Below are 20,579 nucleotides of genomic sequence, written 5' to 3'. Positions count from 1 at the left end.
GGGCTGGAGAAGGTCCCAAGGGTTCGGCTGTTCGCCGATTAAAGCGGAACGCGAGCTGGGTTCAGAACGTCGTGAGACAGTTCGGTCCCTATCCTCTGCAGGCGTTGGAAATTTGAGGAGATCTGTCCCTAGTACGAGAGGACCGGGATGGACGAACCTCTGGTGTACCAGTTGTCGTGCCAGCGGCATCGCTGGGTAGCTATGTTCGGAAGGGATAACCGCTGAAAGCATCTAAGCGGGAAGCCTACTCCAAGATTGGATTTCCCCTGGCTTTTAAGCCACTGAAGACTCCTCGAAGACTACGAGGTTGATAGGCTAGAGGTGTAAGCACAGTAATGTGTTCAGCCGACTAGTACTAATCAGTCGTGTGGCTTGACCATATTATAAAAAGCCCGAGTAATTTACTCGGGCTTTTTCATTAATTTAATAGTGAATCGATTGTATAGTTAATGTGTAAGTTAGCTTGATTATTAGGATTGATTACTTTTTGGATAAACTTGGCAAACTTATCGCTTCTGGACATACTTCAGATTATTAAATTATAATATCCTTTAGCCATTTTTTATTATTAATATACCAATTAACTGTTCTTTTGAGCCCCTCATCTAATCCAACCTCAGGCCTCCATTCTAATAAATCCCATGCTTTGTTTATTCTCGCCCAAGTTGCCTTCATGTCTGCCTTGTGAAAAGGTTTATATTCAATATATGATTCTTTCCCAATGTATTCTTCTAATTTACTTATTACATAATTTATCGATTTGGGATTTTTGCCTCCACCAATATTTATTATTTCATAACCTACTTTCTTTAAGGATTTAATCGTGCCTTCTGCTATGTCATCTACATAAGTAAAGTCTCGACTCTGTGTTCCATCTCCAAAAAGTTCTATTGTTTTTCCCTCATCAATCCATTTTATAAACCTGAAAATACTCATGTCAGGCCTACCAGCTGGACCATATACGGTAAAATACCTTATAACCGATATGTCTATTCCAAATAAATAGTAATATGTATAGCACATAAGCTCTGCTGCCTTTTTGGACGCTGCGTAAGGGGAGATTGGCGTATTGACAGGAAGTTCTTCACTAAAGGGCATTTCTTGACCAGCATAAAGGGAAGATGTTGAGGCTAAAACCATTTTCATTATGTTGTATTTTCTCATAAGTTCGAGCAGATTCAGCGTGCCCTGTGCATTTGTACTCATGTAAACATGGGGATTTTCCATGCTATATCTTACACCTGCACGTGCCGCAAGATTTATTACAGCATCAATCCCATTATTATGAAAGAGGGGTTCCATATCTTCAATATTCTCAATATCTAACTGAAGAAATCTGAAATTTTTATTTTTCTTCAATTCATTTAATCTATAAGATTTCAGCCTGACGTCGTAATAGTCATTGACATTATCTATCCCAATAATCTCATTCCCTTCATCCAACAACTTTTGTGCTGTCTTCCATCCAATGAAGCCCGCAACTCCAGTGATCAAGAGTAAACTCATTTCAAACTCCAATATACAGGTTGGTTATGATTATTTAATATGTAGAATTTTACAATGAATTTGGATTTTATTTGCTGATTGAAAATAATTAAATGTAGATCCATCACCATATTTATATTTTATTATGATAATTTTTGTTTCAAATTTTTTATTTTTCCGGATTAGTTTAAATTTATTCACAAGGCTATTGTCAGTATAATCCTCTTCTGAAATTCCAATTAGGTGATCAGCTTTTGTATGAAACCTGAAGATCAATAGGGGAAACCTATCCAATACATTTCCATCAGCTTGTTTGTAAAATTCTCTGGTTTTATATAAAAATGTTAGCATTTCATAAGGGCCACATTCTTCAGTCTTTATAAATTGACAAGATTCGTTGCCCTTTATTATTTTGCCTTGACTGAACTCTCGATTTAATATCTGAAACGCCTTTTCCCTTTTCTTTCTACCACACATTGGGCATGGGTCATTGACGCTATCGATGAGCATCTTGAAAGCCCATCTCGGTATCTCAAATTCAGCTATATCAGGCATTCCTGCCACAATGACAGGTTTGTAATACACTAGATATGTTATTATCCATATTGCGCCAATGATTTTATTCATGCCCATTGATTAAAATAATTCTATATTATTCAAAATTTAGGAGTGATATAATGACTTATTCCAATTATTCTGAGGAATATTATCAATATTGATTAGAATGTTACTTATAAACATATTTAGAAATAAAGGTGTTGAGTTCGAATTCATATTTTTTTCCTGATATAATAAATCCTTCATTATGAGAACCACGAATAGTAATAAATTCCTTTGGATCTTTTCCCACTTCATATAATTTTTTCCCATGATCAAAGGGAATGATTTCGTCATCAATGCTATGTATAATAAGTAAGGGGCATCGCACATTCCTAATATATTGGATTGTAGAATATTTATACTTAAGTATCAATCTTACCAAAAGGGATGGGTAATGATTTATGGCTGCCTCATGAATCGTTGTAAATGCGGATTCTAAAATAAGAATTCTAGGGCGATGATCTTGAGCAAGCCATGACGCAATTGAGCCCCCAAGGGATCTGCCAAAAATGATTATATCCTCCTGGGGAACCTTTCGGGTATGTACAAGATAATCCCACGCGGCTGATGCATCCAGATAGGTTCCCTTCTCCGATGGTTTTCCACTGCTTGATCCAAAGCCCCTATAATCAATAATAAAAGTGGAGAGGCCAAGCTTGTTAAACAATATAATAGAATCCAGTCGGTGGGATATGTTCCCTGCATTGCCATGAAAAAATAGAAGTACACCCCTATTAAATTTCGAGGGTATCCACCATCCTGAGATTTTTTCCCTATCTTTTGTTGTAATACATACTGATTCATAGTTGAGACCTTTATCCTGTGGGGTTTCGCTAATATCCCTATCTGGAAAATATACAAAACTGGATTGACATCCAAGGGGCATCATTACACAGATGATCGCTATGCTGAAAAATATGTAATTGATCCTTGATTGTATTTGGTGTAATGAGTTTTGAAGCTTATTTTGGATATCGAAATTTATCATACCTATTATATCTTTTAAATTCTTATACATTCTCATCAATAATATAGAGCATAGTAGGGTCACTTCATCAGAATATATGATTATTCATCCCTAATTTGGTTTATTATAATTGTACCTTTATTGTGAAGGATTGCACATTATCCTACAAATTAGAAGAACAAATTCCAGCTTAATGTTAACTCTTTATGCCAAGTATCGAATACATTTGTCCATAAAAATTCAAGATTACAGGTGTTATTTGTGGTCAGTTTTATTCTTTGATGAAGAGCCAAATCATATTCCTTATGCCTATCTCCTAATCCATAGTAATAATTCTTTGAATATAGGTGAATCTTCCAGTAGTCTGTAAGATTATTCAATAATCCAAATGAACATCCTATACCTGTTGAGTAGTTATTCTCAAGTTTACCAGATAAATTTAGGTTTGTCTCTATCATGAAATAACAGAGCCCTATAAAGGGAAACTCATAGGCGAGTCCTCCTCCAGGATTGAGTTGAAAGATCAGGTTGTCCTTTTCATCAGAAAGGTCTTTTTGTTTGAGTCCTGTCGTAATTTTCCATGAAATAGGCATAAAGAACTTATTCCATGGCGATATTGATAAAACATCTATAAAATCTATTTTTTGTAGCTTAATCCTATTTTCGCAATTATAATATCTTAGCTTAATATTACAGAATTGGATTTGTGAACCCTGTATATATCCTTCATCAGGATCCAAGAGGTCATGGTATGCTGCCCTGTACCCTATCTCTTGAAAGAGTTCTTCTTTTATCCCTATACCAATGCTTATTCGGCTTGATTTATGTCCTTCGTCCGGTTGGCCTGGGGATGGAATTCTATATCTATTTTCATCGGGTTCTCCCAATTCGCTTCTGATTTTGAGGATTTTAATAAATATACGGGAATACTCCTCCTTTTGTATCCGTTTTTTTGTATATTTATATTGAATGTATTCCGTAATTAGATCACATATATTTATCTGTTCTTCTTTTTGTAAATTATTTTGTAAAATGGTGTCCGCTTCAACCTCACCATCAATTATCGATGAGGCTAGCTCCTTATTCCTTTTACTGAGTAAAGAAGCGATATGATTTATTCTTGTTGATTTTGAGGGTCTATAGTCAATCTCTTCAATTAATCCCATCTCCTTTACATCTCTGATTGTGTCTATGGGAATAACCCACCAACCGAGATTATCAGTTAAAGCTAAAGATGGTTTTGCCGCGTCTAATAAGAACAATAGGTTATATGAGCAATTCTCATCAAAAAAGAAGTAGTCAGAGTATATATTTTCCAATTCAGTTAAATGCATTACCATCCTGATGACCTCTCTCTCGGTGAGGTTTAGTCTATATTCCCATATATCTCTCTGGTTAAAGTCACTATATTCAAGCACTTTTTTGTAATATGGAAGCACTGAGAAGTAACCCTTATATAACCCAAAAATTCCCCTAAAAGCAAAAAAGAGACCAAAGGATTCGTCAGTTAATGCAGAATAATTTACAGCGTGTGACAAAAGCTTACTCTTATTATCAGATTCAATAATAATTAGTGTATGTCCAAACATAGAAGCCGGACTGTTTACATATGAGGTTGGAAAGATTATTGAGGCAGATTTAGGCTTTATACTCTCCAAGATATCATTATATCTCTTACAGGTATACTCTGGAAGCTGTGATTCATCGAGGTCTAATTTTTCCTTAAGCCAGGTAAATCTAGCCATGAATCTGCAGATGGGATGGGCACCCTCATCATTACTATGCTTGAAAAACGCTCTAATGGTTGCCTTAAGTTCTTTTTGGGGATTATGTTTTCCATCTTTTGATAGGAAGAATTTCGGATCATCTATGAGGCTCCTTATGCCAAAAATATTCTTTTTATAGTGTAAAAGGATGTGCCAATATTTATCTTTGTATAATTCTTTTTTTATGGCTGATTCGATTAGATCATCAACATAGGAAGTTTCTTCCGCATTTGTGTTGATTAGCATCAAATCAGTAGAGATCAATAATGTGATTAATATAAAAAAAGATACGGATTTATAAATAAATCCGTATCTTGAGTAACAGGATTTCAATTAAATAACCTTTTAATTACCCTTGCGATAATACAGCCTCAATATTATTTAGCACTTGAGTATTTGTAACCTTATCTGAAGTATATATATTAGAAAAGTTTGACTGCAATTTATTATAGAAATGAGTTCTATCACCTTCAGAGACTTCCATTAAGACTGCTAGTGTATTGAGATACTCGCCATTTCCTTTCGCTATGTCTTTTGCAAGATTATCCATATTGTCAGCAACAAAGATATTCAATCTCTCATTTGACGCTATACCTGGAGCTTTTTCACATTCCAATGTGCCTGAGGTGATCCCGAATGTCTGATTACCACAGATGCCATTAGTAGTAGTAGCACAGAGTTGTGAGATCAGTCCATCCTGCTTTTCGAAAATCATCGTTCCAATACCGCAACCCACGTTGCTTTTGGGGACTGCGTATGATGCTGCTCCTAAAGCAATCACGAAAAGACAAACTCCTAAGACAAATAAAAACCTTTTCATAAAGACCTCCATATTAGTTTAATTTTTATAAACGACGAAATTCATCAAATCGAAATATAATAAGAAAGTCAAGAGGAAAATGATTAATTCATAAAGATTATGTAACATTATAAAGACCACACTAATCACTTGGTGGGCATTAAATCAATATTATTGCAAAGGCAGGAATTAGAAATCTTTAGCTGACAATCGGTCTATAAATACTGTTGTTTTAATAATATTGACTCTTGTCAGTTTTTTTGACTTTGTCTTGGTCTATGGTTATATTATTACCAGAGTAGGTTAATTTTTCTTGACATACTACCTTGCAAAATCAAGAATGGCCAAATCTGGATGAGGATAGCTGTATCTTCAAAAAAAATGAATAGGGTTACAACAATGAAAAAGATAGAGGACATTGTTAATGCTTTGACTGATGAGGAAAAAGAGTTGCATAGTAAACTTATTGAGGAATGCAGACGAAGAGAATCAAGTATTATTGAAAGTAGACAGTATATACGAAATAATGCGCAATTATTAACCTTGATTTTACAGAAATTGCTTCAAGATTTAGAAAAGCTTCATAATAGTTCTATAGAATTGAAAAAAATATGCCAAAAAAACTGGAACGATCAATCAGAGGATTTGTTAAGTCATATATCTGACGATAAGTTTTTCCATGCTTAATCTCACAATAGAGGAATATATCATACTCTTTACCCTAAAAAGTAAAACATATCATTAGAGTTGTATTATAATTGAATTGATGGGTAGAATTTTTTTAGTTATTCCATCATACCCTAAGAAGGTTTATTTGAAGATATGTTGAATAAAACCTGCACTCAACCTTACACTTCAGCGTATGCTTGTCCGAGAAATAATCCCCTTAATTTAACTGAGTATTGATCAGATTAATGAGTAAGTGACAAGGATTTTATCCGACATCAAAAATAGTGACATATTTATTAAGAAATTCATCCTCAGAAAGGATAGTGAGAAATTGATCAATTTTTGAGAGTTGAAAAGTGTATACAATATCCTTGTGAAGATTGTAACAGAGGAATTCAATACCATTTTTCATTGCAGTATTCTTGCTTCTAATCAAAGAGCCGATTCCTGAGGAATCGATGTATCTCAATTCAGCCAAGTTGAGCGCAATGACAGAGACATTCATGTCAATCTGATTTTGGAATAATATGTCGAAATCATATACCTCTTCTATGTCATATCTGCCTATGAGCTTTATGATTGAGAGGCCTTCTTCTTTGTGGATTTTGATCCTCATTTTCAATTCTGAGAAGTTAGAATAACTGATACCAAGAATTTAGTTATATTACTGCTATTTATAGTATAATAGAAATAATTGGTATAGTCAATCAGAAAAACATCAATTGAGTTTGGAGGTAAAATATATATGATTTATTCAGTGAGTATTGATGATTATTTATTTGAAGAGGGTTGACAAATAAAGATTATATCATCTCAATTTGATGATGAATTGCAGGATTTATCTTTAATAGTTATGAACATAAGAATTATGGTTGAATTTTGATGTTATTTTTTTTCAGTAGGTGTCTGGATTTTCTGCTTACCTTGAAGGTCATTCTGCTTGTATTGAGTTTTGTTGAAGGTGGCTTGATACAAGTTTTTTCTTGAGAATGTACAAGGTAATCAAGTAAAGGGGTAGCGTAACATATATACTTATTTGAGTCCATTTGTGTTAAAGATGCATATCTTTTGATAATAGGGGATCATAAAGATGTTTATAGACTCACACGTTCATTTTGATCTTTGTCTTGAGAATAAAGATCTTTCAGAGGAGAATTTAATCGATGAACTTCAGAAGAATGATATATGTTATGCAGTTCATGTATCCATTGATAATAATGGATTAAGTTGGGCTTATGAGTTTTCGAAGCGACATAAAGGGGTCTTCTACTCAATCGGCATTCACCCCTCTTCAAAGGCAGGGGTGGATGATCTCCATCAAGTCTCTGCTTTTATTAATAGGATAATGTCATCAGGTGACTCCATGGATCTGTTTGGCATTGGTGAAACAGGATTGGATTTTTATAGGATGAATCAGCCAAGAGATATACAAATTCGTTCATTTGAATATCAGGTGGGGTTAGCTAAAAAATGGGATTTACCTCTCATTGTTCATTCAAGGGATGCCTTTGATGAAACAATAAGGGTTTTAAGGGAGAAATCTCCAAATAGTGGAATAATGCATTGCTTTTCTGGAGATAGGGCTATGGCAACTAGAATCCTTGATCTTGGATTATATATATCATTTGCAGGTAATCTTACATACAAAAATGCTCACAATCTTCATGATGCGGCTTCCTTTATCCCCTTGGATATGATTCTGTTAGAGACTGATGCCCCCTTTCTAACCCCTGTACCCTTTCGGGGAAAGAGGAATAGACCTAAATATGTCAAACATACATATGAGTATCTTGCAATACTGAGGAATGAGAGTTTATTGAGAGTAGAGGATAGCTTATATCAAAATTTTACTAATCTTCTCAAAAACAGGGGAGGGAAGTGATCACTCATATAAATTAATTGGTGAATAGTTATAGAAGAAATCATATCCATAAAATATTCAATACCCATTCCTTTGATTAAATAACATAGATTATTGTATAATAATCTATGAAGTAAGAGGACTATTTAGTTTATACTAAAGGGTTGTATGAAAATATCTATTGACATCAACATGGATGGGGTGTTGATAGGGATGGGTATTGAGTTTTTGTAAGTTAGGGGCATGTCACCAAATCAAAGTAAATGAAATAGCTAAGATTAAATAATGAAACCTAGGAAGTTTTATTCAGATTTTCTTGTAATTGGTAGTGGTATCGCAGGGCTAACCTTTGCGATTAAAGCCTCAGAGGTAGGAAGCGTTATCATTGTTACAAAGAAGAAGGATTTTGATTCCAATACCAATTATGCACAGGGGGGAATCGCATCCGTATTATCTCAAGAAGATTCAATTAGTGATCATATTAACGACACAATGCACGTTGGCGCTGGATTATGTAGCAAGAGTGTCGTTGAGGTTCTTGTTCAAGATGGTCCAAATAGGATTAGGGAACTAATTGATTGGGGTACTAGGTTTACAATGAGTGTGGATAAGGATGGCCGGGAAGTATTCGATCTTGGCAGGGAGGGAGGGCATTCCAAGAACAGGATTGCACATGCCAAGGATTTGACTGGGATGGAGATTGAGAGGGCGCTTCTTGCAAGAATCTCCACAATAGATAACATTATGATTTTTGAAGATCATACGGCTATTGATTTATTAACTGAGCATCAATTGCAGTTTCTCTCTTCTGAGAATATGGTGAAGACCAGGGATTCAATCACCTGCTATGGAGCCTATATCCTTGAAAATTCTACTGGCATTGTACATATTTTTAATTCAAAGAAGACATTGCTTGCAACTGGCGGTGTTGGACAAGTCTATCTTCATACAACCAATCCTGAGATCGCTACAGGTGATGGAATAACGATGGCTTATCGGGCTGGGGCTTTTGTTGCTGATATGGAGTTTTATCAATTCCATCCAACCTCGCTCTATTTAGAACAGCGATTTGGCCGGTCCCTCCTAATCAGCGAGGCCGTGAGGGGCGAAGGTGCAATTTTGATAAACTCAAGGGGCGAAAGGTTTATGGAGAGGGAACATCCATTAAGGGATCTTGCTCCAAGGGATATTGTGGCCAGGGCGATTGATATGGAATTGAAAAGACTGGGAGAATCATGTGTATTTTTAGATATTACTTTCAAGGGAAGAGATTTTTTGGAGAGTAGATTCCCTCATATTTTCAGGGAATGTTTAAAGGTTGGTATAGATATATCCACGGAACCTATTCCTGTTGTTCCAGCAGCACATTATTTGTGCGGCGGGGTGGTATCTGATGTGAATGGAAAAACCTCAATAAGGAATCTCTTTGTAATTGGTGAATCCAGTTGTACCGGGGTTCATGGCGCAAATAGATTAGCAAGCAACTCATTGCTCGAGGCAGTAGTATTTTCAAACAGGGCTTATGAGTATTTAATGCATACAATAGATGAAAAGATCGATATCCCTGAATACCCATTTTGGAGTAAAGAGGGAACATTCGATCTAGAGGAGTGGATATTGATCCAACATAACATTGACGAGGTGAAGAGGCTCATGTGGGATTATGTTGGTATTGTGAGATCGAATCTGCGTCTTCAGAGAGCTTATAGAAGGATACTTCTTCTTGAAGAGGAGATCAATGATTATTATATGCGAAGCACAATATCATCAAGGCTTGTAGAACTGAGAAACCTCGTCACAGTTGCGAAACTGATAATAATAAGTGCTATGAATAGGAAGGAGAGTAGGGGGCTTCATTATAATACTGATTATCCAAAGACCAGGGAGGATCAGTCTATAAACATAATATTAAGATCGGGTTATGATCCTGAAACAAAGAGGTTGGAGGATTTTATTGTATCAAGGTAATATACTTCTGCGAGGTGTATTGAAAAAATCCATACGCCAATGACTATGAATAGTAACTTGTAGGATAGGTAAGTCAGTTGAAGGAATACACCCTGTGTGTGTTCGAAAAGATATATTGATTTGTTAATAGAGGATCTATATGCCAAAGGAACTAACCTTAAGCGGGAGGGTGCAGGGGGTTTTTTGTCGGCATTATTGCAGCCAGAATGCGAAGAAACTTGGCATCAGAGGATCTGCTTCCAATCTCAGGGATGGCACTGTACGCGTGATATTAGATTGTGATGAAGAGGAAAAGATAGCTGATTTTATTAGGGCTATAAAGAACAATCTCTATGGTTTAACCTTCTATGGTCATATTGATGATGTTAAGGTAGATAGTTATTCCGGCATAATCAAGGGGGATTATACCTTCTGATTATTATAAAGCTATAGGTTTTGGAAGTTTCATCCTTCTGCAATAGATATTTTGGTAGTTTTTCCTGAGGAGATTTGTATCCAAGTCGAGGAAATATTTTATTTGCGTTTCAGAGATAGTGGAATAAAACTGCTGTAGTTCCTTCTCAAACTGAATGTTATATTTTTTCTTTGAGGCTCCATGAGCTGCCTTGACTCTTCCCAATCTTCGAATATCTCCATTGAATTCTGGACTTATGTGATATAACTCATGGAAGATTACCCTTAATTTTTCAATTGGGGGAAGATCGAAGAATTTTGGACTATAGAAATAGATTATATAGAGCAAGGAAATTCCATTGTTAACAATCCTTGGCATTGTATATCGTTTATTATTATATTTTAGAATATTGGATCCATCCTTAAACCTTAGGGGCACTAGTTTGGCTAAGGTAAAGCCACGGCTATTCTTTCTATTAAAGGCAATGCTTATGAGAATCCTATTCATATCAATATGATTGAATATATTAGTATGAAGGATAATAATTTCAATTAGTTGAGTAAGGATGTCAGTTAAATTAATATTTTGTGAAACAGATTTCGTCATAAACAGATTCTTAATCTCTAATTGTTATCAGCAAGGGATATCAACTCTTTTGCATGTTTTATTGTGATATCTGTTATCTTTTCACCTGCAAGCATTCGCGCAATCTCTCTAATTCGATCCTCCTTATTTAAGCTCTTAACATATGTGATGACCCTAGCATTGATCATTTCCTTTTGAATAAAAAAATGACTATCTGACATTGCAGCAATCTGAGGATGATGTGTAATCACAAGAACCTGTCTATCCTGAGCAAGGGATTTAAGTTTTTTCCCTACAATCTCAGCAGTAGCTCCACCTATCCCAGCATCAACCTCATCGAAAACAAGGCTTTCAACAATATCTGCTGAGAGTATCGCCTTTTTTAGGGCTAGCATTATCCTGGACATCTCACCTCCAGAGGCTACACGCCTTAATTCTCGCAGGTCTTCACCTATGTTTGTAGAGAGGAGGAACTCTATTTTGTCGATCCCATGAGGATAGAGCACATATCTTTTATTATCAGTCTCAATTTGTCCATCTGGGCTTATCTCTCGCTTTATGGAGACCCTGAATACTGTGCCTGCCATTCCAAGGTCAGCCAACTCCTTCATGACTCTATCTTCTAGTTCTGTTGCTGCTGATTTTCTTTTTAGTGAGAGTTCTAAGGCTGTTTCCTTCGCTTCTTTTATAGTCCTCTTATATTCCTGTTCAAACCTCTGGACCTCATCTTCACTTGAAGAGATGGCATTTAACTCTTCTCTTGATCTTTCAGCATACTCAAGAATCTCTTGTATTGTAGTACCATATTTTTTACTCAGGCCATGAATCAGGGTGAGCCTTGCCTCAACCTCGTTTAGCCTTTCTGGTGAAAAGTCGATATTACTTCTATAGTGTCTTAAAAAGATTGAAATATCTTCAAGAGAATAGAGAGCCTCCTTAGTCGTTTCTACAATTTTAACAATTTCAGGATCATACTCAGATATTATGTTAAGGCTTTGTTCAACCCTTTTCAGTCTTTGGATAATTCCACTTTCATCATTCAGATGAGATGAGGAACTATTGATCTCCGAGAAAAGTTTTTCTGCATTGGCCAGTATCTTAGATTCATTCCTCAATTCATTCTCTTCATTTGCTAATAAGTTGGCAGAATCGATCTCTCTTATTACAAATTCTAGATATTCAATTCTCCTTCCCTTTTCCCTCTCATCTATTTGATAAGATGATATCTTTTCCTGTAGGTTGTTTAATTGGTAAAATATTTTATTAATTTTTTCCACTAAATTTTGGAGTCTAAAGAAGCTGTCCAATATCTCACGATGTTTTGCGATTCTTACAATGCTTTGATGTTCATTTTGGCCATGAATATCAACCAGATAATCCGATATCTCTTTTAACTTGGAGAGTGGTATTTGTGTTGAATTTGCGAAGCATCGTCCTTTGCTGTTGGTGTGGAGTTCTCTTCTAAGGATTAAAATGTCATCATCAAAATCTATCCCGGAATCATCGAGAATTTTTTTAACCTGAGGAAGATTAGATATGCTAAAGGTGCCTTCAAGCGTAGCCTTTTCGAAACCAGACCTAATCATATCAGTAGTCATTTTTTCGCCAAGCACACCAGATAGCGCATCAATCAGAATGGATTTACCCGCCCCAGTCTCACCCGTCAGGATATTCAATCCCTTTTGGAATTTTATATTTATTTTTTCAATAAGGGCAAAGTTATTAATCCCTAATTCCAATAGCATCTTTAGAACCTATTCGCATAGATGAGTGCTCCATCCAAGTTTTTGCCTTAGAATGTTACAATACTTACGGTTTGGATGAGTAATAAGTGAAATCCTTTTGTCTGAACCTCTAAACAGAATTTTATCTCCACACTCAATTTGAATAGCTTCCTGACCATCAATTGTCAATAATAAATTATTTAACTCAGATTCGATTGATGTCTTGAGTATCATATCGGATGGTATAATCATAGGTCTGATCGACAGGGTATGAGGGCAGATTGGATTGATTATATATACACCTTTAATTGAAGGCTCGATAATAGGACCTCCCGCTGACAATGAATATGCGGTTGATCCTGTTGCAGTGGACACAATCAATCCATCTCCTGAATAGCAGGTTAAAAAATCATTATTTAATTCAAGATGTATCTTTAATAACCGTGAGATTGAATTTCTTGAAAGAACAGCGTCGTTAAGAAAGGAGATTTTATTTAACTCTATGTCATCCCTTAAATGCACTGCCTCTAACATTGCCCTTTCTTCTTTTTGATAATTCCCCTTGATAATTTTTTTAAGGTAAAGAAGCGCTTCTTCTGGCATAAATTCTGTTAAAAATCCTAATCTACCTTTGTTAATTCCAAAGATTGGGATGTTTGTATCAGCAAATAGGCGTGTAGTGCCAAGAATAGTGCCATCACCGCCAACTACAATTACAATATCAGGTAGATTAATAAATTCCTCAAAATCAACAGAGTAACTGGCTAAATCCTCATCATTTAATATATCATAATCTGGAAGGAGTATTCGTATTCCATTTGTTTGCATAAGGCTAATGAGTTTTTTTATAAATGGAATTGATTCCTTATCATTAGGTCTAATGTTTATAGAAGCAGTCTTAATCATAGAAAATATTCACCCAAGTAAGATTGAAAATTCAATTAGCATTCGTTGAGATGTTTCCCATAATGAATGAAATGATTAGTTGTGTATTAATACATATTTTCCATTATTATAAAGTCAAGTAATTACTCAATATCTATTGCATAAAGATAGTTAAGAATCCTTTCCACAATTCATGTAATAAGGTGAAGCTGTTGTTGTACATTTTTATACTTATTAAACGCTAGTTGGGAAGAGATATTTGTTCTCTAAATTAGATTTCTCTGTCTTAAGATATACCATATAACGTTTCCAGTTTTCCTTAAGTACTTGATGCTAGTGATAATGGAGAAAATATGTTGACATGCTCGAGCTTTCTGAAGTCATAAGATTAACACCAATTGGAGTTTTTATCCTATGTGGAGAACTGATTTAATACTATATAGAATTATAGAAAAAATTCAATTTTTGAGGATTTTATCGCTAAAGGGAGGGATAAGATTTAAATGGAGTATAATTATTTCCATTCTAATCCTGATTATCATCATTCCATTAAGCTACATTTATATTCTCATGTCAACTAATATGCTTTTATCTGCGAATGACAAACAATGCAGAGCCATTGCTGATAATATCGCCTCAACTGAATCCTTTATTATGGTTGAGAGAGAGACACTGCGGAGGTCATTGATTTTACAGGATATTGTTAATAGACTGTCTCAGAGTAATATTGATGGTTTTGTTTATGCCGCAGTTTATGATCTTAGAGGGATGCTGGTTGAAAAAAAATATTCTTATGCTGCTCATACTAATAGTACTCTCAGGGGGAAAAAGATACCGGGGAATGTGCTTCAGGAGATTAAAAAGGTTGAGGAGGTTTTACAGAGAAGAGTTAATATACAACTAGATAAAAATGAGAGAGCCTGTTATGAGTATAGAATACCATTTAAGTTTTTTGATGTAAGTGTAGGTGTGATTGAGATTGTTTTTACCGAAGAGTCAGTCCTCGGTCCTGTCTATAAGGCGAAGCAATATGTTATTATATCCTCTATTATTGTGCTTATTATTGGAGTTTTAATATCAATGATGACCACGTGGAGGATGGTAAAGACGATAACAGAACTGAAGGATGGAGCAATCAGAATAAGGGAGGGCGATTTAGATGTTAGATTGCAAGTAAAATCTCATGATGAAATAGGGATATTAACTGATGAGTTTAATGAGATGATAAGGCATCTTAGAGAGAAGATAAAGATGCAGAAGTTCGTTTCAGAATCGACTGTTTCTATTATTAAAGGGAGTCCAACCGGTTATGAGATTAGACTTGGTGGGAGCAGAATGGAGTTGGCATTTCTCTTTTCTGATATTAGGGGATTTACGGCTATGTCTGAGAAATTACCGCCAGAGGAGGTAGTAGAGATTATAAATAAATATCTGGATGTGCAGGCACAGATAATAAAAAAGAATGGGGGAGATATTGATAAATTCATAGGTGATGAGGTTATGGCAGTATTTAGCGGCAGGGATAAAGCGGATAATGCGATGAGGGCATCGGTTGAGATTATCAAGGCAATAAGTGTGCTTAATAAGGAAAGAGAGAGTGAAGGCAAGCATATCGTAGAGGTCGGGATAGGTCTTGAAATCGGTACTGTAGTCCATGCCAGGATTGGCAGCAGGGATCGAATGGATAATACCTCAATTGGTGATGCGGTAAATCTTGCCTCAAGGCTCTGTTCCCGAGCTAAGCCAGGAGCTATTTTAGCATCAGCAAATATTGTAGCGAAGGTGGCAAAGAAGAGGTACATTGGCAAGAAACTGAAACCTATTCGAGTCAAAGGCAAATCAGAACCGGTTCCTGTATATTTAATTACAAATATGAAAGGGCTGTAGTTAGCGGGTTGTTCACATACAAAGATTTGGGATCGTAAACTTGAAGTAAGGAGGGAAGGCTGAAATCATCTCCAATTTGTTTTAATGATATCCATTACATTTTCAATTACATAATCAATTTCACAGTCCTTCATCCCTGGATAAATTGGCAGGGAGAGGATCCTTTCGAATAGCCACTCGCTTTCAGGAAAATCATCTTTGGAGTAACCCATATTTTTATAGTATGAAAATCTATAAAGTGGAATAAAATGGACACTTGTCCCTACACCGCGATTCTTCATCTCCACAATGAAGCAATCTCTATCAATATTTAAAGCCTCAATATTGAGTTTAATCGGGTAGAGATGCCATGCAGAATCCCTGTCATTTTTTATGTTATATACAGTTATTCCCTCCTCTTTCTCAAAGGCGCTATTATATCTCTTGGCAATCCGCTTCCTCTCTCTCCATAGATATTCAAGTTTATTAAGCTGTTCAATGCCAATCGCGGAGTTTATGTCAGTTGAGTTATACTTATATCCTGCATCAACGACATCATATTTCCAGTCGCCATCATTAGAATACCTATTCCATGCATCATTACTAATACCGTGTAGTCGTAAAGTCCTCATCTTTTCTGCCCAGATATCATTCTCAGTGGTTATCATGCCGCCTTCGCCAGTGGTGAGAGTCTTTGTGGCGTAGAAACTAAAGCAGGTTATATCTCCAATGGTTCCTATCTTTTTCCCCCTATACCATGCTGGTAGTGAGTGGGCCGCATCCTCAATAACAAACATATTATTATTCTTTGAAATCTTTAATATCTCATCCATATCTGCAGGTTGACCGGCATAATGGACAGGTATCACAGCCTTGGTCTTGTCAGATATCTTTTGCAGAATATTATCAATATCAATGTTATGGGTCTCCTTCTCCACATCAACAAAGACAGGCTTGGCATTGAAGTATCTCACAACCTCAGCAGTGGCAGCAAAAGTGATAGCAGGCAGTATTACCTCATCATTTTCTTTTAGATCAATTGATTTGAGGGATAGATGTAGTGCGGCAGTGCAGGAATTTACAGATATTGCATTATTTACACCGATGTATTCTTTGAAGTTGTCCTCAAACTTAATGGTCTTCTCCCCCATAGTGATCCAGAAGTTTTTTAGAGAATCTATAACAGCATTGATCTCTTCATCTGTTATGTAGGGTTTATGGAATGGTATTTGCATAAAGGCCTTAACTGAGTGTTATATGATGATAAGATCTCATGTGATAAAACATCTGAGTTAAACTGCGGCGATTAGTAAGCACCAACTATGAAATGGAGATGTTACCAGTATAACCGAAAAAATTGGGAAAAGTATACACTATAGCCGTTAGCTTCAACGATTTGTTAGGCAATTCCACTGAATACAATTAAATATTATTTAAATCTATCATATTCTTCTGGTTCTATATCAGGTACTCTCGACATAATATCTTTGAAATGTTCTTTACTGGCTCGCTTCGCGCGCTTTTCAAGGTATTCTTCTGTTAATAATGCGGATATTTTTTCAGCAACTGCTGTTGTAATAAACTGATTAATCGAAATATGATCTTTTTTGGCTAGCTCTTTCGCTACTTTATGAAGTGAATCCGGTAATCTTAAACTAGTTATACTCATAATCATTCTCCAAAAATATGTAAAAATTCTTTTGGCGTTACAGCAAAAATTCCAAACTTATCTATTCCAGAAAAATCCTTTTTGTTAAACGTTACAATATATCGACAATTTGCAGCAACGGCAAGCTCTATAACCATATCATCTTTGGTATCCCTGAGATAAGGTCGCCAAAGAAAATGAATTTTCTGATGGATAGCAATGCTGCATATATAATCGATATATTCCTGAATTTCTTCTATAGAAAAGTGTATTGAATCCTGCTGTTCAAAAGCCACTTTCTCATATTCAATGACCAATGGTACTGATACAGCTATTTCAATACTAAGCGCTTCAAGTTGATTTATTAAGGCATATGAAGTACCTCTTTTCGAGCGGAGAGAAGAAATCAATACGTTTGTATCTATTACTATAGGTGATTTTCCCATTGTGATTCTATATAAAATACCTCATTATTCATATGTTAGTATCATATATAATATCACATTAGAAGTCAAGTTTATTTTATATATCTTAGCATAGCATAACGACCATTTTCAGCTGCTGCTCGATGGCAACCCAGCCTAAATTCATGGCTACAGTATAAATCCAACTTCGATTCTGTGCTAACTTTACCAGTGCAATTACCCTTAATTTGATCACCTTTGCAGGCTGCACTACCTCAATAAATATCCAGTTTGTGTAGTCAGCAGCAAAATGATTGTTAGGTGCCTCTCATTCGCAACGAGTGTTCATTTACGAGTTGATCCCCTTGGTATACCCGAATTGCATTTATTGGTACTTTGACGTTTTTGATTAATCTTTCCACATAAGCGGTGGGATCAATTCCTGGTGGTAATATTTCACTAACCTGCTCTTTGCCTTTATACATATATACAATTTTTATAACGTTAGGATTATCTTCATCTGCACCATCCCTTATTACTGTCAAATTAGTCATCATCCTATTGTTTGCATCCCAACCTCGGTCATCGTCATCTTCTACCCAAACAGGTGAATCTTTACCAACATGAATATAAATATTTTTAATCGCTTCTCGTATTACAATAATAGTATCATTTGCTAAGTTGGATTCAGGAAAAAGGTTATTTACTGAGATAAAACGATGGCTATATGTCTTTCGAAGCTCTTGTATTTTTGTAACCTTCTGCCAGATACCTTTACCCCAATCAAGTTTTGGAAGGTTTTTTTTAGCAATAGCAGCATCGAGATTTTGTTTAAAACTATAAGAGATATTTGGTTCTTTAAGTGCATCTTGGCAAGCTATCTCTAATACGACCCAAGCAGTCGTGATTGTCCAATGGACATATGTGCCGCGATCCCACTTGTTGATTGCCTGATGTGCTAATGCACGAGCATGAAGTGCGTCAGTCCAAAGATGGTAGTGATTATTATTGACGTTTTTAGGATAATTTTTGGTCATATTTTTGCAAAAAACTCCTTATCGGACATTCCCTGTTGAAACTCCTTCATGTCAAAACCGGCAGAAAATGTATCTCCAGCGCCGGTAATGACTACGACTTTTACATCTATACACGCAGCGAGTTCAGTTAAAGCAGTAGAGATTTCATCTCTAAGAGCAATAGATAGTGCATTCTTTTTGTTCGGCCTATTAAAAGTAATAGTCGCTACATTATTCTATAATATTTTCCATTTTTATGCTCCCTAATGGTTTTAAACATAACGACTTGCATGAAACAGTTTTGCAAAGCAAAATCTGATTCATGCAAATGTTATCTGGTGAGCCATTTGTCAATTGATTCAAAACCAATGTCTTTCCCGACCTTTACCATTTCTGTGTCATAGCTACACAATAATAATTTTTCATCGATTAGTTTGTTAATAATATTTGCGGTGGCTAAGTGAATGCTATCCAAAGATCTGAGTCTTCTTAAATTATCATTATTTTTGATTTCCAGATTGATTTCACCATCTACCATTTTTTTTGTAATATTGGACAATAGATCATTTAATTCTTTTTCTTTCAAAGAATACAATCTTTTATTTTTTTGTTTATTAACATAGTATTTATATAGATTTATGCGGGATTCAATTTCTATTATAATAGAACTGAACTTAAGGTCAATAATATTCCAGATATCTACAGATGTTTCATATTTTTCATCTTCGTAAATAATTGATAAAAGAAAGCTGGTATCAATATACCCAATTTTCATGAGCGTTCAGATCTCGTTTCATTGTATATATCTTCAAAATTATTAATACTATTTGTTTTATTTTTATCTTTTTTAATAAGAATATTGTTCTGAGTCGCCTTAACTATTGTTCCATTCTCTATCTGCTCAGATAAATATTTTTGTAGCATATCTGATTTAGTTTGATTTGTTCTTGGAGGGATGATCTCTGCTATGACCTTATTATGATCTGTGATTAATATTTTTTCCCCTTTTTTTACTAAATTAAGGTATTGACTAAGAGAATTTCTTAAATTTCGTATTCCTACAGTAATCATATTCCAAATATGGCCATTGTGGCCACATTGGTCAAGTGAAATAATTATAATATCTCATATATTTACTAGATAACATTTGAGCTCACTTGCCGGCCCCTGAGATAAATTCCACGAAGTTGCCACCCGAGCCTCTACCAATCAAGTGCAGCGATTGGTTATATATTTTCAATTACTTGCTTGAGCTTTGACTGTACTTTAACCGCTATCTCACCAAGACTTTCATTTTGAATCGCTTGCATAGATGCAATTGGGTCAATGGCTGCAACTTCAATTTTACCATCCGAGTGTTCTTGAATAATGACATTACAAGGCAACATGGTGCCAATTTTGTCTTCTGCGAGAAGGGCTTTGTGGGCAAAAGAAGGATTACATGCACCTAGGATTCGATACTTTCTGAAATCAACATTAATTTTCTTTTTTAATGCTCCTGTTACATCAATTTCTGTAAGAACGCCAAAGCCTTCTTTTTTCAGCTCTTCTGTTGCTTTGTCGATAGCTTCATCGAAGGTCATAGCTACTATCTTTTTGAAATAGTAAGACATTTACTCGCCTCCATTTGGATTGATTGAAATATAATGTATTGGTGAGGGGCAGCAAGGGGAACGAGACCTCCGCAAAAGGCACGTTCAACTCAAAAAAACGGTAACAGTCACCAAATCGGCATTATCCTTGCTGTCCGCTCTACTAAATTGTGTACGCCCGGCATGTGTGTGAACTTATAGAGTGAGAGTCTCTTATAGGAAGGTCGCTGTCAAGTAATATTTGACGAGAACTATTAGCAAAAGGCAAGGGCGAATTCGAGAGGATTTGTCTGGAGGAAGCCCGGAGCAAAGCTGCGAGCCGACGAACAGAAACATCATAGAAGGCTTAG

Annotated in this window: 22 protein-coding genes and 1 rRNA gene; 7 read left to right on the top strand and 16 right to left on the bottom strand. The window is 35.6% G+C overall.

Annotation, left to right across the window (positions count from 1 at the left end; all coding sequences use genetic code 11):
* Positions 1-380: ribosomal RNA gene (locus tag SVZ03_12865) — 23S ribosomal RNA — on the top strand; the annotation flags it as partial.
* A gap of 154 nt (positions 381-534) precedes the next feature.
* Here SVZ03_12865 and SVZ03_12860 read toward each other — a convergent pair.
* The 5 genes from SVZ03_12860 to SVZ03_12840 form a co-directional block, all read right to left on the bottom strand.
* Complete coding sequence (locus tag SVZ03_12860) at positions 535-1,506, bottom strand: GDP-mannose 4,6-dehydratase (GenBank protein ID MDY6935098.1); 972 nt, start codon at positions 1,504-1,506, stop codon at positions 535-537.
* Positions 1,507-1,536: 30 nt separating this feature from the next.
* Entirely contained in the window at positions 1,537-2,112 is a 576-nt protein-coding gene (locus SVZ03_12855) for a hypothetical protein (protein MDY6935097.1), read from the bottom strand.
* 100 nt (positions 2,113-2,212) lie between these two features.
* The gene (locus SVZ03_12850; protein MDY6935096.1) at positions 2,213-3,103 is read right to left on the bottom strand and encodes an alpha/beta hydrolase; all 891 of its coding nucleotides are present in this window, start codon (positions 3,101-3,103) and stop codon (positions 2,213-2,215) included.
* A gap of 119 nt (positions 3,104-3,222) precedes the next feature.
* Positions 3,223-5,151 (bottom strand): DUF4105 domain-containing protein, encoded by a 1,929-nt coding sequence (locus SVZ03_12845; GenBank protein ID MDY6935095.1) that lies wholly within the window; start codon positions 5,149-5,151, stop codon positions 3,223-3,225.
* 16 nt (positions 5,152-5,167) lie between these two features.
* Positions 5,168-5,638, bottom strand: a complete 471-nt coding sequence (locus SVZ03_12840; protein ID MDY6935094.1) for a DUF3015 family protein — start codon at positions 5,636-5,638, stop codon at positions 5,168-5,170.
* Positions 5,639-6,016: 378 nt separating this feature from the next.
* Here SVZ03_12840 and SVZ03_12835 point away from each other — a divergent pair, with 378 nt between their 5' ends.
* Entirely contained in the window at positions 6,017-6,304 is a 288-nt protein-coding gene (locus SVZ03_12835) for a hypothetical protein (protein ID MDY6935093.1), read from the top strand.
* A 247-nt stretch (positions 6,305-6,551) separates the two neighbouring features.
* Here SVZ03_12835 and SVZ03_12830 read toward each other — a convergent pair whose 3' ends face one another.
* Positions 6,552-6,932, bottom strand: coding sequence for an STAS domain-containing protein (locus SVZ03_12830; GenBank protein ID MDY6935092.1), 381 nt, complete (start codon positions 6,930-6,932; stop codon positions 6,552-6,554).
* Between the two features lie 444 nt (positions 6,933-7,376).
* Here SVZ03_12830 and SVZ03_12825 point away from each other — a divergent pair, with 444 nt between their 5' ends.
* The 3 genes from SVZ03_12825 (at position 7,377) to SVZ03_12815 (ending at position 10,530) form a co-directional block, all read left to right on the top strand.
* Positions 7,377-8,168 carry a TatD family hydrolase gene (locus SVZ03_12825; GenBank protein MDY6935091.1) on the top strand — a complete coding sequence of 264 codons (792 nt, stop codon included), beginning with the start codon at positions 7,377-7,379 and terminating at the stop codon, positions 8,166-8,168.
* Between the two features lie 264 nt (positions 8,169-8,432).
* On the top strand, positions 8,433-10,115 hold the full coding sequence (nadB, locus tag SVZ03_12820; GenBank protein MDY6935090.1) for an L-aspartate oxidase: 1,683 nt from the start codon (positions 8,433-8,435) through the stop codon (positions 10,113-10,115).
* A gap of 139 nt (positions 10,116-10,254) precedes the next feature.
* A complete protein-coding gene (locus tag SVZ03_12815) occupies positions 10,255-10,530 on the top strand; it encodes an acylphosphatase (GenBank protein MDY6935089.1) in 276 nt (91 codons plus the stop codon).
* 3 nt (positions 10,531-10,533) lie between these two features.
* Here the strand turns inward: SVZ03_12815 and SVZ03_12810 are convergent, their stop codons facing one another.
* The 3 genes from SVZ03_12810 to SVZ03_12800 are packed head-to-tail and all read right to left on the bottom strand — an operon-like array spanning position 10,534 to position 13,724.
* The gene (locus tag SVZ03_12810; GenBank protein MDY6935088.1) at positions 10,534-11,115 is read right to left on the bottom strand and encodes a putative metallopeptidase; all 582 of its coding nucleotides are present in this window, start codon (positions 11,113-11,115) and stop codon (positions 10,534-10,536) included.
* Positions 11,116-11,132: 17 nt separating this feature from the next.
* Positions 11,133-12,839 (bottom strand): DNA repair protein RecN, encoded by a 1,707-nt coding sequence (recN, locus tag SVZ03_12805; GenBank protein ID MDY6935087.1) that lies wholly within the window; start codon positions 12,837-12,839, stop codon positions 11,133-11,135.
* A 9-nt stretch (positions 12,840-12,848) separates the two neighbouring features.
* On the bottom strand, positions 12,849-13,724 hold the full coding sequence (locus SVZ03_12800) for an NAD(+)/NADH kinase (GenBank protein MDY6935086.1): 876 nt from the start codon (positions 13,722-13,724) through the stop codon (positions 12,849-12,851).
* 393 nt (positions 13,725-14,117) lie between these two features.
* On the opposite strand from SVZ03_12800, the gene SVZ03_12795 reads away from it, so the two are divergent.
* On the top strand, positions 14,118-15,590 hold the full coding sequence (locus SVZ03_12795; GenBank protein ID MDY6935085.1) for an adenylate/guanylate cyclase domain-containing protein: 1,473 nt from the start codon (positions 14,118-14,120) through the stop codon (positions 15,588-15,590).
* A gap of 65 nt (positions 15,591-15,655) precedes the next feature.
* On the opposite strand, the gene SVZ03_12790 is transcribed toward SVZ03_12795, so the two are convergent.
* From SVZ03_12790 to SVZ03_12775, 4 genes are all read right to left on the bottom strand, one after another.
* Positions 15,656-16,804, bottom strand: coding sequence for a DegT/DnrJ/EryC1/StrS family aminotransferase (locus SVZ03_12790; GenBank protein MDY6935084.1), 1,149 nt, complete (start codon positions 16,802-16,804; stop codon positions 15,656-15,658).
* A gap of 194 nt (positions 16,805-16,998) precedes the next feature.
* Complete coding sequence (locus SVZ03_12785; GenBank protein ID MDY6935083.1) at positions 16,999-17,238, bottom strand: DUF6290 family protein; 240 nt, start codon at positions 17,236-17,238, stop codon at positions 16,999-17,001.
* A gap of 2 nt (positions 17,239-17,240) precedes the next feature.
* Positions 17,241-17,663: a putative toxin-antitoxin system toxin component, PIN family gene (locus tag SVZ03_12780; GenBank protein MDY6935082.1), complete on the bottom strand. Its 423-nt coding sequence runs from the start codon at positions 17,661-17,663 to the stop codon at positions 17,241-17,243.
* Between the two features lie 275 nt (positions 17,664-17,938).
* Entirely contained in the window at positions 17,939-18,658 is a 720-nt protein-coding gene (locus tag SVZ03_12775; protein ID MDY6935081.1) for a hypothetical protein, read from the bottom strand.
* A 48-nt stretch (positions 18,659-18,706) separates the two neighbouring features.
* Between SVZ03_12775 and SVZ03_12770 the strand changes: the two genes are divergently transcribed.
* Complete coding sequence (locus SVZ03_12770; GenBank protein ID MDY6935080.1) at positions 18,707-18,904, top strand: hypothetical protein; 198 nt, start codon at positions 18,707-18,709, stop codon at positions 18,902-18,904.
* 64 nt (positions 18,905-18,968) lie between these two features.
* Here SVZ03_12770 and SVZ03_12765 read toward each other — a convergent pair whose 3' ends face one another.
* From SVZ03_12765 to SVZ03_12755, 3 genes are all read right to left on the bottom strand, one after another.
* Complete coding sequence (locus tag SVZ03_12765) at positions 18,969-19,412, bottom strand: PIN domain-containing protein (GenBank protein MDY6935079.1); 444 nt, start codon at positions 19,410-19,412, stop codon at positions 18,969-18,971.
* On the bottom strand, positions 19,409-19,708 hold the full coding sequence (locus tag SVZ03_12760; GenBank protein ID MDY6935078.1) for a type II toxin-antitoxin system prevent-host-death family antitoxin: 300 nt from the start codon (positions 19,706-19,708) through the stop codon (positions 19,409-19,411). Before SVZ03_12760 ends, SVZ03_12765 begins: the two co-directional genes overlap by 4 nt.
* A 155-nt stretch (positions 19,709-19,863) precedes the next feature.
* Positions 19,864-20,250: a DUF302 domain-containing protein gene (locus SVZ03_12755; GenBank protein MDY6935077.1), complete on the bottom strand. Its 387-nt coding sequence runs from the start codon at positions 20,248-20,250 to the stop codon at positions 19,864-19,866.
* Positions 20,251-20,579: the final 329 nt, after the last annotated feature.

This window comes from Spirochaetota bacterium (assembly GCA_034190085.1).
Classification (GTDB): Bacteria; Spirochaetota; UBA4802; order UBA4802; family JAFGDQ01; genus JAXHTS01.
The sequence above is the reverse complement of the archived record's forward strand: the minus strand, read 5'-3'. Positions and strand labels throughout refer to the sequence as shown.

Bases quoted from the DNA above. Each gene is read 5' to 3' on its own strand.
- SVZ03_12860 (MDY6935098.1), bottom strand. From the start codon at position 1,506: ATGAGTTTACTCTTGATCACTGGAGTTGCGGGCTTCATTGGATGGAAG.
- SVZ03_12855 (MDY6935097.1), bottom strand. From the start codon at position 2,112: ATGAATAAAATCATTGGCGCAATATGGATAATAACATATCTAGTGTAT.
- SVZ03_12850 (MDY6935096.1), bottom strand. From the start codon at position 3,103: ATGTATAAGAATTTAAAAGATATAATAGGTATGATAAATTTCGATATC.
- SVZ03_12840 (MDY6935094.1), bottom strand. From the start codon at position 5,638: ATGAAAAGGTTTTTATTTGTCTTAGGAGTTTGTCTTTTCGTGATTGCT.
- SVZ03_12835 (MDY6935093.1), top strand. From the start codon at position 6,017: ATGAAAAAGATAGAGGACATTGTTAATGCTTTGACTGATGAGGAAAAA.
- SVZ03_12825 (MDY6935091.1), top strand. From the start codon at position 7,377: ATGTTTATAGACTCACACGTTCATTTTGATCTTTGTCTTGAGAATAAA.
- nadB (MDY6935090.1), top strand. From the start codon at position 8,433: ATGAAACCTAGGAAGTTTTATTCAGATTTTCTTGTAATTGGTAGTGGT.
- SVZ03_12815 (MDY6935089.1), top strand. From the start codon at position 10,255: ATGCCAAAGGAACTAACCTTAAGCGGGAGGGTGCAGGGGGTTTTTTGT.
- SVZ03_12810 (MDY6935088.1), bottom strand. From the start codon at position 11,115: ATGACGAAATCTGTTTCACAAAATATTAATTTAACTGACATCCTTACT.
- recN (MDY6935087.1), bottom strand. From the start codon at position 12,839: ATGCTATTGGAATTAGGGATTAATAACTTTGCCCTTATTGAAAAAATA.
- SVZ03_12800 (MDY6935086.1), bottom strand. From the start codon at position 13,724: ATGATTAAGACTGCTTCTATAAACATTAGACCTAATGATAAGGAATCA.
- SVZ03_12795 (MDY6935085.1), top strand. From the start codon at position 14,118: ATGTGGAGAACTGATTTAATACTATATAGAATTATAGAAAAAATTCAA.
- SVZ03_12790 (MDY6935084.1), bottom strand. From the start codon at position 16,804: ATGCAAATACCATTCCATAAACCCTACATAACAGATGAAGAGATCAAT.
- SVZ03_12785 (MDY6935083.1), bottom strand. From the start codon at position 17,238: ATGAGTATAACTAGTTTAAGATTACCGGATTCACTTCATAAAGTAGCG.
- SVZ03_12780 (MDY6935082.1), bottom strand. From the start codon at position 17,663: ATGGGAAAATCACCTATAGTAATAGATACAAACGTATTGATTTCTTCT.
- SVZ03_12775 (MDY6935081.1), bottom strand. From the start codon at position 18,658: ATGACCAAAAATTATCCTAAAAACGTCAATAATAATCACTACCATCTT.
- SVZ03_12770 (MDY6935080.1), top strand. From the start codon at position 18,707: ATGTCAAAACCGGCAGAAAATGTATCTCCAGCGCCGGTAATGACTACG.
- SVZ03_12765 (MDY6935079.1), bottom strand. From the start codon at position 19,412: ATGAAAATTGGGTATATTGATACCAGCTTTCTTTTATCAATTATTTAC.
- SVZ03_12760 (MDY6935078.1), bottom strand. From the start codon at position 19,708: ATGATTACTGTAGGAATACGAAATTTAAGAAATTCTCTTAGTCAATAC.
- SVZ03_12755 (MDY6935077.1), bottom strand. From the start codon at position 20,250: ATGTCTTACTATTTCAAAAAGATAGTAGCTATGACCTTCGATGAAGCT.